Source organism: Paenibacillus ehimensis NBRC 15659 (genome assembly GCF_004000785.1).
GTDB classification, from domain to species: Bacteria; Bacillota; Bacilli; order Paenibacillales; family NBRC-103111; genus Paenibacillus_G; species Paenibacillus_G ehimensis.
On sequence record NZ_BILX01000008.1, the window covers coordinates 1 to 16,000 of the forward strand.

Consider the following 16,000-nt stretch of genomic DNA (forward strand, 5'->3'; position numbering starts at 1 on the left):
CCGCCGGATCTGAAACGGCGGGAACGCTGGCGATCAGCCTCCTCTTGCTGGGGAGCGCAGTGACAACCATATTCGTAACGGGGGTTCGACGAAAATGAAAAAATTTACTTTTAGCCTGGCCATCGTCATGATCATTCTGGTGCTGTCGGCATGCGGAGCCAAAAAATACGAGCCGCAGGCCATCAACGAAGCGACGGACAAATGCGCCGTGTGCAACATGCAGGTGAAGGACGACCAGTTCGCAACGCAAGCGGTCCTGAAGGACGGCAAATCGCTCAAATTCGACGATATCGGCTGCTACAACGAATGGAAGAGCAAAAACGGCACCGAGCAGGTCGGAGCGACGTTCGTCCGGGACTACCATTCGAAGGAATGGATCGAGCTGGAGAAGGCTTACTACGTGTACGACAAATCGTTCAAATCGCCGATGGCTTACGGCATCTATTCGTTCAAGGATAAAGCGGCGGCGGAGAAATTCATCGCGGAGAACGGAAAAGGCAAGCTGATGACGGGCTCCGAGCTGGGCTCCCATACGTGGGAACGCAATTCGGACAAGATGAAGCATATGAAAGACAGCCACAAGCCCGGCGATGAAGGCAAGCAAGAGATGAAAGACATGAAGGACGGTCATGGCGGCAGCGAAGCGAAGAAAGAAGAGCCGAAGGTCGCGCACTAATGAAACCGATGCTGACTGTGGCGATTCGCGAGATGAGAATCGGCTTCCGCAACCCGTGGGCGTACTCGTTCCTTGCGCTCTTTTCGCTGTTCAGCCTAGCCCTGCTGCTGATTCACTCCAGTCGGGTCGTCGAAGGCTATTCCAGCGTCACGGGCACGATGCTGAACCTGATCTTGTACCTGCTGCCGCTCATGACGCTGCTGCTTGGCTCCTTCTCCCTGACCGCGGAAAAGGAGGAAGGCGGCTGGCAGCTGCTCTCCGCTTATCCGCTTGGCACGCCTGCGTTCGTGCTGGGCAAATATGCGGGTATTGCCGCCGTGCTGCTCGTCATCGTCGCCTTCGGCTACGGCTTGACCGGCATCGTCGGACAGCTCACCGGAAAGCCGTTCGATGTGAAAACCTTCACGTTGTTCCTGGCTTTCTCGGCCGGCATCGTGCTGCTGTTTCTGGCGGTGGCCGCCATCGTCGGCACGCTCGCCAAAAACCGCTGGCAGGCGCTGACGTACGGCGTGGCGATCTGGTTCTTCACCGTCATCGGGTGGCCGACGCTGCTTGTCGCCGTGCTGGGCCTGCTGCCGTATCTGTGGATCAAGCCGGCTCTCGCCGTGCTTACCCTGCTCAACCCGGCGGAGCTGGTCCGGCTGTTCATCGTCGTCAAGCTGAGCGGAGGGTCCGTACTCGGGCCCGAATATTACGAATGGATCGGATGGATTCGCGGGACCGGCGGCACGCTCCTGTTCCTGCTCGTGTCGGCCGTCTGGATCGCCGGTTGTCTGGGCGCCGCCGTCCTCCTCTGGGAAAGGGGGCGGTCGCGTGGCTGAACCGGTGCTGAAGCTGACGAATGTCCGCAAAACGATCAACAAACAGCCGATTGTCAAGGGAGTCGATCTGGATCTGTATCCGGGCCAGGTGATGGCTCTGTGCGGCGGCAACGGAGCAGGCAAAAGCACGCTGCTGCGCATGATTGTCGGCAGCCTGCAGCCGACCGAGGGCTCCATCGAGGCGTGCGGCCTCCAGTGGCGCGCCGACCGGATGCGCTATGCCGCTTCCGTCGGCTACATGCCCGACGACTACGTGTTCGGGCAGGCGCTGTCCGCCCGGGAGACGCTCACGTTCTGGGCGAAGCTCCGCAGCGTGCCGCCGTCTCGCGTTCAGGAACTGCTGCACAAGGTCGGTCTGGCCGAGGTGCAGCAGAAGCCCGTCACCTCCTTCTCCAAAGGGATGCGGCAGCGGCTGTTGTTCGCGCAGGCGCTGCTCGGGGACCCGCCTCTGCTCGTGCTGGACGAGCCGACGAACGGCCTCGATCCGTACTGGCTGCAATCGTTCGTGCATCTGATCGAAGAAGTGAAGCGCGAAGGCCGTGCCGTGATTTTCTCGACGCACCACCTGCAAGTGGCCGAATCCGTCGCCGACCGGGCCATGTTTCTGCGAAACGGCGAATTGGTGCGGCAGGGCTCCATCGACGAGTTTCGGCAGCACTACGGGCCGAAGGGGCTGGACGGAGCGTTCACGGAATTTATGGCTTAAGCGCATTTCGTTTAAAATCAACACCGAAGCCTTGTCCTCTTTCCATGAAGAGAACAAGGCTTCTTTCGTCATCCGCGAACGAGTCCCGCCTGCCTGCACGCCGCCTCCAGCCCCGCCAGCAAATCGGCCAGTTCCGGGGAGCGCTCCAGGCGTTCCCTCGGGCTCGGATGCCGTTCGCGTTCAACCAACAGCGCTTCCTTCGAGGAAAACTGCTGATACACGCTGCCTTTGGATATTTTGCAAGCTTCGGCGATTTCCTGCATCGTCGTCTGTACATACCCGTCAGGTCAGACGGTTGAAATGTACAAACGGGTATGGTAAGATGGCTCTAAATTAATAACGGGAGCTGAAAAGATATAATGTAAAACTTTCTTGCCGGGAAAATAGTAAAACACAAAAGCGGTACGAACGCATGTTTTATTATTGATATGCAAGAAAGTTACGATATCTTTTCGCTCAATCAATAGATCCTTGTCTAACCTGATGCCGGGTTGGATTTGCTGTATTTATTTGAGCTGCGGGAAAGTAACTTTCTTGCAGCTTTTATATTTTTGTACAGGAGGATCTATTCCATGTCATTAATCAGCGTGACGAACCTGACGTTTGCCTATGACGGCAGCTACGATAACTTATTCGAGAACGTAAGCTTTCAGATCGATACCGATTGGAAGCTAGGATTTACGGGAAGAAACGGCCGAGGCAAGACGACCTTCCTCAACCTTTTGCTTGGAAAATACGAATACAGCGGAACGATTTCCGCCAAGGTCGGCTTTGAGTATTTTCCATTCCATGTGGAGAATAAGGAGCAGAACACCATCGATGTCATCAGCGGCATCTACCCGGATTACCTTCACTGGGAATTGATGCGTGAGCTTTCACTGCTCAAAGTGTCGGAGGATGTGCTATACCGGCCCTTTGCTTCCTTGTCCAATGGTGAGCAAACGAAAGTATTGCTGGCCGCCTTATTTCTTAAGGAAAACAGCTTTCTGTTGATTGACGAGCCGACCAATCATCTGGACATGAATGCCAGAAAGCTTGTCAGTCAATATCTCCGTACGAAAAGCGGGTTTATTCTCGTCTCCCACGACAGGTCGTTTCTGGATCGCTGCGTAGACCATATTCTGTCCATCAATAAGACCGACATCGAAATTCAAAAAGGCAACTTTTCCGATTGGTGGGAAAATAAACAGAGGCAAGACCAATTTGAGCTTGGCGAGAATGAAAAGCTGAAAAAAGACATTAAGCGCTTGTCCGAAGCGTCCAAACGAACGAGCAACTGGTCGCACGAGGTGGAAAAAACGAAGAACGGAACCCGAAATTCCGGCTCCAAGGTGGATAAAGGGTACATCGGCCATAAGGCTGCGAAAATGATGAAGCGCTCCAAAGCCATGGAGCACCGGCAGCAAGCCGCGATCGAGGAAAAGTCGAAGCTCTTGAAAAATATCGAAGGCTCCGAGAGCTTAAAGATTACCCAACTGGCTTTTCATAAAAACCAGCTCGCCGAGCTGGACCGTGTTGCCATTTATTACGGGGAGAAGAAGGTTTGCACCGATGTCAGCTTTACGATTGAGCAAGGGGAGCGAATCGCGCTCTCAGGGGCGAACGGCTCCGGAAAATCAAGCATTCTCAAGCTGATTTGCGGCGAGAGTATACACTATACCGGCACGTTCCGAAAGGGCAGCCAACTCAAAATATCGTATGTTTCGCAGGACACGTCGCATTTGCAGGGGAATTTATCGGACTACGCCAGAAGCAGCGGAATTGACGAAAGCCTGTTTAAATCGATCCTAAGAAAGCTCGATTTTTCCAGAGTGCAATTCGAAAAGGATATGTCAGCCTTCAGCGGCGGCCAAAAGAAGAAGGTGCTGCTTGCGAAAAGTCTTTGCGAAAAGGTTCATTTGCATATTTGGGACGAACCGCTTAATTTTATCGATGTGATTTCCCGCATGCAAATCGAGGAACTGCTGCTTGAGCACGCGCCGACTATTCTGTTTGTGGAGCATGACAGCGAATTTTGCAAAAATGTGGCTACCCGGATCGTTGAGCTGTAACTTGGCCGCAAGTGGAATAGAGGCGGCGGTCGTCCGGAACTTTAATATGAACGAAGCCTGTCAAGCGCCTTGCTTGACAGACGGCTTTTCCTACCCGCGCTTTAAGCTTCTCCGCCAGGTTTGCCCTATGGCAAGTAACAGGCGAGCCGCCCCTTCATCCCTCCCACTTACCCACATCAGAAATGCTTGGTGTACGCAGTTTACGTTACGCTGCAACTTTCTGCCGTATCTTTGCCGACCTTGTTGTCACCATATCTAACCTTTATGATTAATTTAACTACGCGAAAAAGGTGAGCAAATGGATAAAAGCATCCATGTATTAGTTGTGGAAGATGATAATGATATCAACAAATTGTTGTGCGCCATTGTAAGGAAGAGCGGTTACGTCCCCCAGGCAGCCTACTCCGGAACCGAAGCGATGCTGTACTTGGACAGACAGGCATGGGATCTCGTCTTGCTTGATCTGATGCTCCCCGGACTTGACGGTGAGCAATTGTTGCTGAAGATAAGCGAGCAGTCTCGGGTGCCGGTTATTATCATTTCAGCCAAAGGCGAGCAACAAACAAAAATTTCAGCGCTTCGCACCGGGGCAGACGATTTTATAACGAAACCGTTCGATATCGAGGAGGTATCAGCCCGAATCGATTCCCACATCCGAAGATACCGCCGATTATCGGGTCCGCCTTCCGGCAATCGATTAACGTTCAAGGATTTAACCCTGGACAAAGAAACCCGATCCGTTACGGTCAACGGGTCTGAGGTTGTTTTGACTGCGCGGGAATTTGCGATATTGGAGTTGTTCATGGCTTTTCCCAAAAAAGTATTCTCGAAGGCCAATCTCTTTGAGAGCATCTGGAACGAAGAGTTCATGGGAGACGACAATACGGTAGGCGTACATATCAGCAATTTGAGAAATAAGTTAGCGAAAGCGAATCCGGATCACGAATATATCGAGACGCTATGGGGTATGGGTTATCGTCTAATTTAACGAACTTTATCATTTCTTAAGATTCTCTTTGAGATCTCTTATGGTGTGCTATCGATAATGAAGCTATCACCTAAGAGAGGAGGTATTCAAATTGTGACTGAATTTGTTCTTAGAACGACGGAATTGACCAAGATATATAAGCACGACGTTGCTCTGGACAAAGTTACGCTTCGTGTTAAAAAGGGCACGATCTATGGGTTTATCGGACAAAACGGCGCAGGCAAATCCACCTTGATTCGGATCGTAAACGGGCTTGCCTTTCCTTCATCAGGCTCCATTGAGCTGTTTGGAGAAACCGCCGATCGGGAGCTGGTAGCTGCAAGAAAACGAATCGGCTCCATTATTGAAAGCCCCGCATTGTTTCCTCATATGACGGCCCGGGAGAACCTGGAAGTTCATCGCATCCAGCGGGGAATACCGGGAAAGGAATGCATCGAGAAAACACTAGAGCTGGTCGGATTACAAGAAGCCGGGAAGAAAAAAGCTAAAAACTTCTCCCTAGGAATGAAGCAGCGTCTTGGAATGGCTATCGCCTTACTGGGCGATCCTGAATTTTTAATCCTGGATGAACCGACGAACGGCCTCGATCCTATGGGAGTCATGGAAATAAGAGAGCTCTTGAAAAGACTCCATCGCGAAAACGGAATTACGATCTTGATTTCGACCCATATCTTAAGCGAGCTGCATTTGCTCGCCACTCATTACGGCATCATCCATAAAGGAAAGCTGCTGGAGCAATTAACAGCAGGCGAGTTGAATGAAAAGTGTCAGCAGTACTTGCACATCAAAGTGAACGATGCAAGCCATGCGGCTGCGGTTCTCGATCAGGAGCTCCATGCCTCCGATTTTGAGGTCATGCCGGACGGCACGATCAAGCTGTATCAGTTGGTTCATGATTCCGGCAAGGTATCTACGGCACTTTTCAGAGCAGGGCTCATTATCGAACAGTTCATGCCGATGGGCGAAGATTTGGAAAGCTATTTCGCAAGCCGGATCGGAGATGAACGATATGTACAATCTCGTTAAATCGGAATGGTACAAGCTGCGTAAAAACCCTTCCTTCCGGATACTGACGATCATCATCGTTGCGATGTCCATATTTTGGCCGTTTTTTTGGTATTTTGATAACCTGCTGGACGGTGACCCCCCAATGACCGGGATTGAATCCTTTCTGGGTGCACTTGAAGGCAATGCCTACATTATGAGAGTCTCCTTGTGTATCTTGGCAGGCTTCTTCATCTCTAACGATTTCTCGACAGGCGTCATGAAGAGTATGGCGTCCAGCGGACATAGCCGTAAAACCATTTTCACCGCTAAGCTAACCGTATATGCTTGTGGCATGATGATTGTGTCTCTCCTGTTTCCTGTTTTTAATGTGGTGTTGAGTACATTATTGTCCGGATTTGGGGAATTGGATCAGGGAGCTGTGATTGAATTCGTTTTCAGATCGCTCGCCCTGACCTCGCTGTATTCAGCGGCATTTGCTTCCATAGCGGCATTGTTTGCCATCATCCTGACGGATAGCGGCAAGACGATTACGGTCACACTGATCTTCTTTTTGGTGGTCGATTCCCTCTCCGCTATCATTGGAAGCTATCATTCTGTCATCGGAACCGTCTATGGATATACCGTGTTTAAATTATTGGGCGACATCGGAAGGATTGCGCCTGGCAAAAGCGAATTGTGGCGGTTGATAATCGTCCCGATCCTAACGTTTGTCGGGTGTGGACTTCTCGGCAATAGGGTATTCAGCAGAAAAGAGATAAAGTAACGGAGAGGCGGATGAGATCAGGATGCTTTACGTGGTATGTTTTGTATTGGCCATAGCGGCTGCCGCTCTGATCCGCTTATATTATTTGAAAAGAGAATTGAAGCTCGTGACCCGTCAGCTGCAGTCGTATACGCAGGGATTCACCGAAAAAAAAGTGGATATCGCCTTGTTCGATCAAGATCTGGAGAAACTGGCCGGGGAAATCAATAAAATGATTGATCTCCTTGTGGAAGCAAACGCTTTGCGCAGGAGGACTGAAAACGAGCTTAAGCAAGGCATCGCGAATATCTCGCATGATTTGCGGACGCCGCTGACATCCATTCTCGGTTACATTCAGCTTATGGAGTCGGACAATATAAGCGAGGCGGAGAGGCAGGAATACTTGACCATCGCCAAGAGCCGAACGAAGCGGCTGCAAATTTTATTGAACGAATTTTTAGACCTCTCCGTTATTGAATCTGCCGATTTTGAACTAAAACCGGAAAAAGTGGATATGAATGTGTTGATTGCGGACGTTTTACTGAGCTTTTATGACCGGTTCAACGAGCGCGGCTTGGAGACGTCGATTCAGCTGCCGAATGACAAAATCATGGTGTACGGCGATGAATCCTCGATCCAGCGGGTAGTTGAAAATCTGTTGGCCAATGTCGCTGCTCACGCTGTCAGTCATGTATCGATCCGCCTTGAGAAACGGCAAGAGGGCGTCGTTTTATCTATAAGCAACAGGACCCGGCACATCACGGAACAAGATGTGGATAAGTTGTTCGACCGCTTCTACAAGGTTGATTCAGCGAGATCAGGCAAAGGCACAGGACTCGGCCTAACCATTGCCAGGAGTCTTATGCTTAAAATGAATGGGGAGCTGACTGCCGAGCTACAAGCGGATTTACTCACCATGAACTGTGAATGGAAGCTGGAGGAAAGAAGGCGAAACTTTGAGATATTATAAATATAAAATAGATCGACATAACTATATCAAAATCAGTTTGATTCTTTTCTGTTGTTTGACTTTATTGAACATATTTGTTGAAAGTGCCTTCGCACAAGCCGGCTTTCCCGAAGATGAAATCGACCGGTATATTCAATTAAAAATGGAAAAAAATAAGATTCCCGGATTAGCCGTAGCGATTACCCGCAATGACCAAATTATTTTTTCAAAAGGATATGGAAAAACAGCGGATCAAAGTCCGATCTCAACAGATACTCCATTCGCAATCGCTTCGTTAAGCAAATCATTTACGGCTTTGGCCGTCATGCAGCTAGTCGAGGCCGGGCGGTTGGATTTGGACAGGCCAATCACCCAATATATTCCTTCGTTTAAACTAAACGATACCCGCGGATCGGCAATCACAGCACGACAATTGTTGAATCATACTAGCGGTATTACCGATACAGTATACCCTGATATGACCGTTAACCCGCAACCCGATTCGTTGGAAGATGTAGTGCAGCGATTACATGCAGTAACACTTCATAGCGATCCCGGCAAAGAATTTCATTATAATAACACCAATTATCAACTATTAGCCTGGATCGTAGAAGTGGTGAGTAAAGAAAAATTCCCTGATTATTTGCAGCGGCATATATTTAAACCGCTTGAAATGAACTCTACTCTGGATGTCTCGAATACGAATCAATTCGATTACGGCAGCCTTCCGAAGGGACATTATTTGCTATTTGGCAAACCGATAGCTACTGCTGAGCCGGAATGGTTCGTGGAAGGTGCGGCCGGAATGGTGTCCACAGTGAACGACATGGCAAAATGGTTAATCGTGCAGCAAAACAATGGAAAGTACCGTCATGCGCAGCTGCTTAGCCCCGAGGGGATTAGTTCCATGCATTCTCCAACAGGTCCCTCGAATTCTTATGGCTTGGGGTGGGAAATCCCGAAAACGGAGGATGGAAAGAAACAAATACAACATGGCGGAATTTTATGGACCTATAAAGCGGAAGAGCTTTTATTACCTGAACAGGGACTTGGCATTGTCATCTTATTCAATAGCGGTTTGAATGCGTTTGTCGATTATTATTCATTCATTAGCGGTATATCCGGCATATTGACGAATCATCCTCCGGAAGCTTCTCTTCTCTCCATTACTATGATGGAAATTGGTATGGGTATCATTATTATGATTACTGTGTTTTTGGGAATTCGCCGTTTTTTACGATTAAAAAAATGGGAAGAGAACTCTAAGCATCGTGCCCAATGGCAGATTATACTTTATCTAATTTTGAACCTATTCCCGCTGTACGTATTCCTGGCCCTGCCGAACATCCTCACTTTTATCGGAGGCGGGCGAGTGCTTAGTTTGGAAGGAATCTTTTTAATGATGCCGAGCATTATCATATGGCTAGCCATAGCTTCTGTGCAAAGTCTTGTTATCGTGATTTTACGCGTGACCCGAATTTTGCGGTTGAAGAGAATCGAAAAGGCAACAGTACAAGGATAAAAGACAGCGGCAGTCCAGGACTTTTGATCAAGTCCGAAGCTGCAGCTGTCTTTTTATTCACATTCAGTCACACACTTATTCATCAATCCAAGGAGCTCTCCGGACCGTATGCCTCCAGATTTTCCTTGACCCGCTGCAAGAAGCGCCCGCACACAACTCCGTCCAAGATGCGATGGTCCAGCGCCAGGCACAAGCGAACCATCGAACGCACGGCGATTCGGTCGTCCACAACAACCGGTTTTTTGACGATCGATTCGAAGGTCAAAATAGCGGCCTGCGGATAATTGACGGTCGGGAAAGACGAGATGGAGCCGAACGCCCCCGTATTGTTGACCGTGAACGTGCCTCCCTGCATGTCGCTTGGCGCCAGCTTGCCCGTGCGCGCTAATTGGGCCAGCCTGTCGATCTCCAGCGCCAAGCCGGCGATATTGCGGAGATCGGCACTCCGGATGACCGGGGCCAGTACCGAGTCTTCCGTCCCCACAAGGACCGAGAGATGGATGTCCCGTTTCACGATAATTTTGTCGTCCGCCCACGTGGAATTCATGATCGGGTAGTCCTTGATCGCCCGGACGACCGCTTGGATAAAAAAGGCGAAGTACGTCAGATTGACGCCTTCCTGCCGCATAAAGCCGTCTTTGAGCTTGCTGCGCAGCAGGACCAGATTCGTCACGTCCGCTTCGACGACCGTCAGGGCGTGCGGAATCTCGGTAACGCTCTGCAGCGTACGCTCGGCAATCGTCCTTCGGACGGGCGTCACGTCGATGGCGTAATCGGCAAGCTCCTCCTGCGGATGGGGTACGATCATTTCCATAATACTGGACTGGCTCACGGTTTTTCCTCCAATCTTTGTTCTTAAGTCACCCTCTCCACGCGAAGTCTCCGAACGTTTAGTATGTAATCATAGGATCAGGTACTAATTCTCCTCCAATCGTACCCTTAAGAACGAGTGGTGTCAACTCCGGTATTTCGATTCGCTTCGTTCTCTACGGCCAAATCACCGCTTCTTCCGGACTTAAGGGCCCGTTGTATAAATCATTGCTCATGTAGCCCGAGTAGACGATATGCCGGACCACTTTGCCTTGATCGCAAAAAACGATAATCCTGTTGGCATCGTCATAGGATAAATGTCGATCGGTCCAATGATAGCCTACAGCGGCATTGATGGTTTGCGGATCGGTGTAAGGCCCAAAGACGTACATCTTGTCCCAAGCGAAGTCGGTATGATCCTTCAAATAAACCGCTGTGCCCGCTTCCCTGGCCTTGGACGCTGCTTTCTCAATGGCGCGGGCGAGCTGCTGCTCCGGGCTGCCGATTTCGAGCCGGATCACACCGTAAACGACCACTGCGGCAAGCAGCATGGCTGTGACGAATGCGATTGCTTTTTTCATGCTACAGCTCTTTCCGGAAAACTTGCTGGGTTTTCGTATTTTCGAATCCTGCGTGCTTAAAGCCGACGAGCTCGCTCTGCGCTTCCGCCACGATCACGACATGATCGGCCGCATTCAGAATGGAAGCCAGCCTTTCTTCGATTTGCTCCGCCTTGGCGGGGTAGCCCAATTGCCCGGATAACCTGGCAATCTCCGGACTATCCTGCAGCACGGCCCTTCGGTAAAGCATGTCCATTTCGTCCCGTCTCCCGTCTCTTTTCTATTCCTGTCTGCTTAATCTGCTATATCTCTGTGAAGTAGTGTACCACATCCCCCCCTCCTGGAAAATATTGCTTGCGGCGGTTAACCGAAAATGAGAAAAAGGACCGGGCTGAAGCCCAGTCCCCTGTGAAGCGGATCAAACCGGCGGATTCGGGTCGAAAGGATAGCTCACCGGCGTAAAGAAATCCTTGTATCGCTTGAACGACGGCGTCGTCGGCGACAAGATCTCCGACACGGAGTTGCCGACAATCGTGGCGACATTGAGCAATTTCTCCTTGCTGATTTTATCGATAGTATCGTGCCGGGTATGGTATTCAGGCTCGGCAGGGGAATGGCTGTACAACGCCGTTGCGACTCCTCTTTGGTAGAACGGAACATGATCGCTCCGTCCGAACCGGCCGTACGGAATGACGCCGGATAATCTGGAGGCGAAGGTCGCGCCCAAGTCGGTCACTACGTTTTTCTGTCCGTTCACGGTGAACATGACCAAAGTGCCCGAATTTTTGCTGCCTACCATATCGAGCTGAAAATGTCCGATGAACCGGCCGATATCCGCGGAGCTGAGCGAATTGGCATAGGCTTGAGAGCCGTACAAGCCGTATTCTTCCGCGCCGAACGTCAGGAAACGGACCTCCGAATCCCGCTGGGTCCCCGCGACGGCCCGCGCAACCTCCAGCACAACGCCCACGCCGGATGCGTCGTCATTCGCTCCGGGGCCTGCGGCAACCGAGTCATGATGGGCGCCGACCGTTACCAGATCATTGGTCGTCGTCGACGTATTAGGTCTCAGCGTAGCCACGACGTTGTAGGAGGTGGCAGCCATAGTGACTACCCCTTGAACACTGAGCCGCGCCCGGGGGCTGCCGTTAGCCGCCAGCTTCTGCTTCAAGGCTTGCGCGTCTTTGCCCGAAAGGCTGACGGTCGGAAGGGACAGGGTGCTGAATTGAGTATCCGAAACCGGGGCGTCGGAGGAAGGATCGTAGAGAATGGCGGCCACGGCGCCTTGGTCCGCGACGTTGGCGATTTTTTCATTGATGTCGATTTGGCCTGCTTCGATCAGAGCGATCTTGCCCTTAAGCTCCAGACCTTTCAAATCCTGCAGCGTTCCTTTTTTCGCATCGACAATCTCGCCGCTGACATCGCCGCCTTGCGTGTTTTGAAGCGCTTGCGGGGCAAGCTGCTCGCTTGCCAATCCGTGAGTCCCTTCGATGGTCAGTTGAATGCTGCTTGGGGCGCTAAATTTGGGGAAGCTAAAGGGCTGGAGAGTGACCGTGTAGCCGTACTTTTCGAACTCGCCTTTGATATACTGCACCGCATTGTACTCATTTTGCGTCCCGGCTACCCTCGAAGACACGGCCAAGCGCGAAACATGGTTGAATATGGCGTCCCCATTCACGGTGATGGCTTTCGCCGAGCCCTGGACAACAGCGTCTTCGGGTCCGGCCTCCGGAGGAGCCGCTAAAGCGAGTCCTGTGCCCGTCCCCCAACAAAGACTGGCTGCCAAAAGCATACGCGACCAAAAAATTCCTTTCATCATGTCACTCCTTTTGTTTTGAAATGTAATACGCTTCTACTTTATTGCGGCGGCCAGCTCAAATATGTATGCATTTTTGGAATGAACGAATGAAAAAAGCGCAGCCGAATTCCCGTAACAACGGAGAGGCTTACGCTTTTGAATAATTAACCGACGTTTAATTTTATTTAACCGATCAAGCCTGCCCGCTTATACTCTCGATCCGATACCGCTTGGGTCCAAGCTCGATGCTGCCGGCACGTTCCGCCTGAAGCTTAACCGTTGTCGGAAACATACCGGGCATCCGCTCATCCGGAAACCAAGGGCGCTTGATATCGATAACGATCAGCAGACCTTCCACATTGCCGACCGCGGCAAATTGCCGGCCGTCTCCGCTCCACATTTCAAGCGAAAACGATTCGTTCAATTGTTGGAGGGCAGCCGGCAGATCTTCGACCGGAAGCCCGATCTCGCTAATACGTATAATATCCTTGGACGAGAAAGGCTCGCCGGTTCCGTTGCTCAGGGAATGATGAGCGATGAGCTCGACGAGATTGCCGTCCGGATCGTAGAAATACAAGGCCGTGGCATTCCAATTGGGGAAAGGAAATTGTACGGCTTCCTCTTTGGCAATCGGCTCGATTCCTTTGCTGCGAACCCATGCCAGCGCTTCGTTCGCTTTGTTGTCGGGAATCGTGAAAGCGATGTGGTAAAAAGCCTGCTCCCGGTCATCCGCAACAAAGGTAAGCTTCGACTCTCCCGCCTGAAGCACAAGCGAATCCGCATTCTCCTCAAGTATGGGAAGCTGGAGCGTTTCACAATAGAAATGTTTTGTCGCCTCGTAGTTGGATGAGTGCAAAATAACTTCGCGTATGTTCATTTCGATCTCTCCTTCGCGATAGGTCACGAGAAGACTTTCGACGCGTCCCTTCCTGCCCGCGGAACCAAGGGATAGCTGTGGAACCCTTGTCCGTACACTTCGCTGGCTTCGCTTAGAATGACGAACGCTTGCGGATCTACGGTGCTGACGATCTTCTTAAGCGGCGCAATGTCGGCATTTCTCAGGACGACCATCAGGACCCCGCGGGGTTCCCCGGTATAGCCGCCCCAGCTTGTGAACCGGGTCAAGCCGCGGTCCAGTTCCAGCAAAATCGCAGCGCGCAGCGTCTCTTCGCGTGTTTGATCCGTAATGATAAAGGCTACCTTGGAATCCGAGGCCGAGTGGGTCAGCTCCAGCGCCTTTTTGGTCAAAAACAAGCCGATCCATGCATACAGCGCCTTCTCCGGCGTAAACACGATTGCGGCCATAAAAATAACGCAAAAGTCGAGGATGAGCAGCGCCTTCCCCAGCCCGATACCGAGCTTGCGGTTCAGCAGCAGCGCCACGATCGTAAACCCGCCGGAGGAGGCGTTGCCTTTGAAAATCAAGCCTAGCCCAAGCCCGGTCCCGATGCCCCCATAAATGGCGGCCAGCAGCATGTTGTCCGTCAGCAACGGCACGCCTTCGGTTAACAGGATACACAAAGGCAGCAGGACGGAGCCCAGTACCGTTTTGACCGCAAAGCCCCGGCCGAATACCGCCGCTCCCGCCAGAAGCAGCGGCACGTTGATCAGCCATTGGCTGATCGCCGGCTTGAGGCCCGTTACATATTCGAGGACGGTGGACAAGCCGGTCACACCGCCCGCAGCAATCTGATGCGGATGCTGAAACATATTGTAGCTGATTGCCATCAGAAGGCAACCCATTGTCAAGTAAGCCATCTGCACTCCGAGGGCCGCCGCACGGCCATACCCGGAAGCGCCGCGATCCTGTTTCATGTTGCCTTGCACACTCCCTGCTCTTGGATGTAGTTCTTCATCTTTTTATCATGAATGCTACACCCCCGCAAGAGCGCAGTGCAACGCGAATTCGCTGTATAACGCCTACGCCGTAATGCTTTCACTCTTTTTTGCAGTGAAGCAGTCCGATACATTTCTACCGTCTTTCAACCGTTATCCAATCCGCAAAATATCGTGTTCCGCATAGCGTCCGCCGTTCGTTTCACCGATGACCTCCATAGCCGTCTGGCCGTCGGCTTGCAGCGCCCATTTCCGAATTTCGCTCACCACCTCGCGCAGCGCCTGACCCTTCGCCGTGAGTTCGTATTCAACGCGTACCGGAATTTGGTTATGCCCCCGTCGGACGGCGATGCCTTCGAGCTCAAGATGCTTCAACCGCTCGGCCAAGGTGCGGGAATTCAGGTTCAGCAGCAGGGCGATTTCCGTAAACCTTGTATAACCGTCAAGCAGCGCCGAGATGATCTGCAGATTCCATCGCGTTCCGAGAAATTGATAAGCTGCCGAGCCATCGGAATGATCCGGTTCGGCGCCGGCTTCCGGCAGGTCATGAAGCGTGGGTGCCGCCTGTTCGCCGCTATGTACCATAAGGGTAGTCTCTCCCTTCTCGCAAGGATTTTATAAACTTTATATACTTTTATGTATATAAATTATGATATCCGTTTGCGGATTTGTCAATCACTTCTCCGTATCTATTTTCCAACCGGCCATGACCACGAAATTAAAATATTTGTAAAAGCAATCGACATCCGAGAATCCGGCCTGCTTCAGCCAGACAAGCTGCTCCTCCAAGGTTGACATCCGATCCAGCTTGGTCCGTTCGTAAGCCGCCGAAATTTCGCCCGGGGACAGCCCGCTGCTTTCCACTTTGCGTCTCCAATCCTGCTTATAGCGCCGCTCCAGCGCAGGAGTGCTCCCCAGAACCTGATCCGCATTAATAAATAATCCGTTGTCGTTCAGCAAGGCGTAGGCGGTCCGGTATACCTGTTGCTTCTCGGCATCGGCCAGGTGATGAATCGAAAGGGACGAGATGACGATGTCATACTTCTCCCGGTACTCGCAGGTCGTATAATCCCCGATCATGTACGTGACATTCGGCACGCCGCTCAATCTCGTCCGGGCCATCTCCAGCATCGGGCCGGAAAGATCCACGAGAGTCAGCTTGGCACGAGGGTGCTTCTGCAGCATGAACGCCGAAAACAAGCCGGTGCCCGCGCCCAAATCCAAGATGCTCGGAGCATCGTTCCCCTCATCCGTTAATGAAACGGCAGTCTGGTAAAAGTCGTCGAAGCAAGGAATCAATTTGCGTCTTTGGCGGTCGTATGCGCTTGCGGCCTCGTTAAACTGTTCTACGAGCTGCTTTTTTGTATGGTCCATCTCGGTTCCCTCCGGAAAAAAGATTATCGATTGCTTTAGCGATAGTATAAGCAAAGTATGTTTATAACGAAAATATATTAAACTTATAAACTATATAGTTAATATCTATAATTGTTTACGGGCCGGAAGAGACTAACAGACGTATGGAAAACGGTCTAT

General features: G+C 51.4%; 16 protein-coding genes and 2 pseudogenes. 9 read left to right on the plus strand and 9 right to left on the minus strand.

Annotated features, from left to right (window positions below):
- Positions 1–94: 94 nt before the first annotated feature.
- The 3 genes from PEH01S_RS06755 to PEH01S_RS06765 are packed head-to-tail and all read left to right on the plus strand — an operon-like array spanning position 95 to position 2,203.
- Complete coding sequence (locus PEH01S_RS06755; protein ID WP_127484418.1) at positions 95–676, plus strand: nitrous oxide reductase accessory protein NosL; 582 nt, start codon at positions 95–97, stop codon at positions 674–676.
- Complete coding sequence (locus tag PEH01S_RS06760; protein WP_025850011.1) at positions 676–1,497, plus strand: ABC transporter permease; 822 nt, start codon at positions 676–678, stop codon at positions 1,495–1,497. Before PEH01S_RS06755 ends, PEH01S_RS06760 begins: the two co-directional genes overlap by 1 nt.
- Entirely contained in the window at positions 1,490–2,203 is a 714-nt protein-coding gene (locus PEH01S_RS06765) for an ABC transporter ATP-binding protein (RefSeq protein WP_127484420.1), read from the plus strand. Before PEH01S_RS06760 ends, PEH01S_RS06765 begins: the two co-directional genes overlap by 8 nt.
- A 182-nt stretch (positions 2,204–2,385) precedes the next feature.
- Here the strand turns inward: PEH01S_RS06765 and PEH01S_RS35350 are convergent.
- Positions 2,386–2,484, minus strand: a pseudogene (locus tag PEH01S_RS35350) (TetR/AcrR family transcriptional regulator); the annotation flags it as partial.
- Between the two features lie 291 nt (positions 2,485–2,775).
- Between PEH01S_RS35350 and PEH01S_RS06775 the strand changes: the two are divergent.
- The 6 genes from PEH01S_RS06775 (at position 2,776) to PEH01S_RS06800 (ending at position 9,463) form a co-directional block, all read left to right on the plus strand.
- The gene (locus PEH01S_RS06775; RefSeq protein WP_127484425.1) at positions 2,776–4,254 is read left to right on the plus strand and encodes an Lsa family ABC-F type ribosomal protection protein; all 1,479 of its coding nucleotides are present in this window, start codon (positions 2,776–2,778) and stop codon (positions 4,252–4,254) included.
- Positions 4,255–4,552: 298 nt separating this feature from the next.
- Positions 4,553–5,242 (plus strand): response regulator transcription factor, encoded by a 690-nt coding sequence (locus PEH01S_RS06780; RefSeq protein ID WP_025850008.1) that lies wholly within the window; start codon positions 4,553–4,555, stop codon positions 5,240–5,242.
- A gap of 93 nt (positions 5,243–5,335) precedes the next feature.
- Positions 5,336–6,268, plus strand: a complete 933-nt coding sequence (locus tag PEH01S_RS06785) for an ABC transporter ATP-binding protein (RefSeq protein ID WP_127484584.1) — start codon at positions 5,336–5,338, stop codon at positions 6,266–6,268.
- Positions 6,252–7,013 (plus strand): ABC transporter permease, encoded by a 762-nt coding sequence (locus tag PEH01S_RS06790; protein ID WP_164827712.1) that lies wholly within the window; start codon positions 6,252–6,254, stop codon positions 7,011–7,013. The genes PEH01S_RS06785 and PEH01S_RS06790 overlap by 17 nt, the downstream gene beginning before the upstream one ends.
- 166 nt (positions 7,014–7,179) lie before the next feature.
- Entirely contained in the window at positions 7,180–7,962 is a 783-nt protein-coding gene (locus PEH01S_RS06795; protein WP_246062813.1) for a sensor histidine kinase, read from the plus strand.
- The gene (locus PEH01S_RS06800; RefSeq protein ID WP_127484431.1) at positions 7,949–9,463 is read left to right on the plus strand and encodes a serine hydrolase domain-containing protein; all 1,515 of its coding nucleotides are present in this window, start codon (positions 7,949–7,951) and stop codon (positions 9,461–9,463) included. The genes PEH01S_RS06795 and PEH01S_RS06800 overlap by 14 nt, the downstream gene beginning before the upstream one ends.
- Positions 9,464–9,545: 82 nt before the next feature.
- Here PEH01S_RS06800 and PEH01S_RS06805 read toward each other — a convergent pair.
- The 8 genes and pseudogenes from PEH01S_RS06805 to PEH01S_RS06840 all read right to left on the minus strand — a co-directional run.
- Positions 9,546–10,235, minus strand: a pseudogene (locus PEH01S_RS06805) (dihydrolipoamide acetyltransferase family protein); the annotation flags it as partial.
- A gap of 214 nt (positions 10,236–10,449) precedes the next feature.
- Positions 10,450–10,854 carry a hypothetical protein gene (locus tag PEH01S_RS06810; RefSeq protein WP_025850002.1) on the minus strand — a complete coding sequence of 135 codons (405 nt, stop codon included), beginning with the start codon at positions 10,852–10,854 and terminating at the stop codon, positions 10,450–10,452.
- 1 nt (position 10,855) lies between these two features.
- Positions 10,856–11,089: a GNAT family N-acetyltransferase gene (locus PEH01S_RS06815; RefSeq protein ID WP_127484435.1), complete on the minus strand. Its 234-nt coding sequence runs from the start codon at positions 11,087–11,089 to the stop codon at positions 10,856–10,858.
- A 162-nt stretch (positions 11,090–11,251) separates the two neighbouring features.
- Positions 11,252–12,649, minus strand: a complete 1,398-nt coding sequence (locus PEH01S_RS06820; RefSeq protein ID WP_051570439.1) for a M28 family peptidase — start codon at positions 12,647–12,649, stop codon at positions 11,252–11,254.
- A 175-nt stretch (positions 12,650–12,824) separates the two neighbouring features.
- On the minus strand, positions 12,825–13,508 hold the full coding sequence (locus tag PEH01S_RS06825; protein WP_127484437.1) for a VOC family protein: 684 nt from the start codon (positions 13,506–13,508) through the stop codon (positions 12,825–12,827).
- A gap of 23 nt (positions 13,509–13,531) precedes the next feature.
- Positions 13,532–14,446 carry a YitT family protein gene (locus tag PEH01S_RS06830; RefSeq protein ID WP_127484439.1) on the minus strand — a complete coding sequence of 305 codons (915 nt, stop codon included), beginning with the start codon at positions 14,444–14,446 and terminating at the stop codon, positions 13,532–13,534.
- 174 nt (positions 14,447–14,620) lie between these two features.
- Positions 14,621–15,052: a winged helix-turn-helix transcriptional regulator gene (locus PEH01S_RS06835; RefSeq protein ID WP_127484441.1), complete on the minus strand. Its 432-nt coding sequence runs from the start codon at positions 15,050–15,052 to the stop codon at positions 14,621–14,623.
- A gap of 90 nt (positions 15,053–15,142) precedes the next feature.
- A complete protein-coding gene (locus tag PEH01S_RS06840) occupies positions 15,143–15,841 on the minus strand; it encodes a class I SAM-dependent methyltransferase (RefSeq protein WP_127484443.1) in 699 nt (232 codons plus the stop codon).
- Positions 15,842–16,000 lie beyond the last annotated feature (159 nt).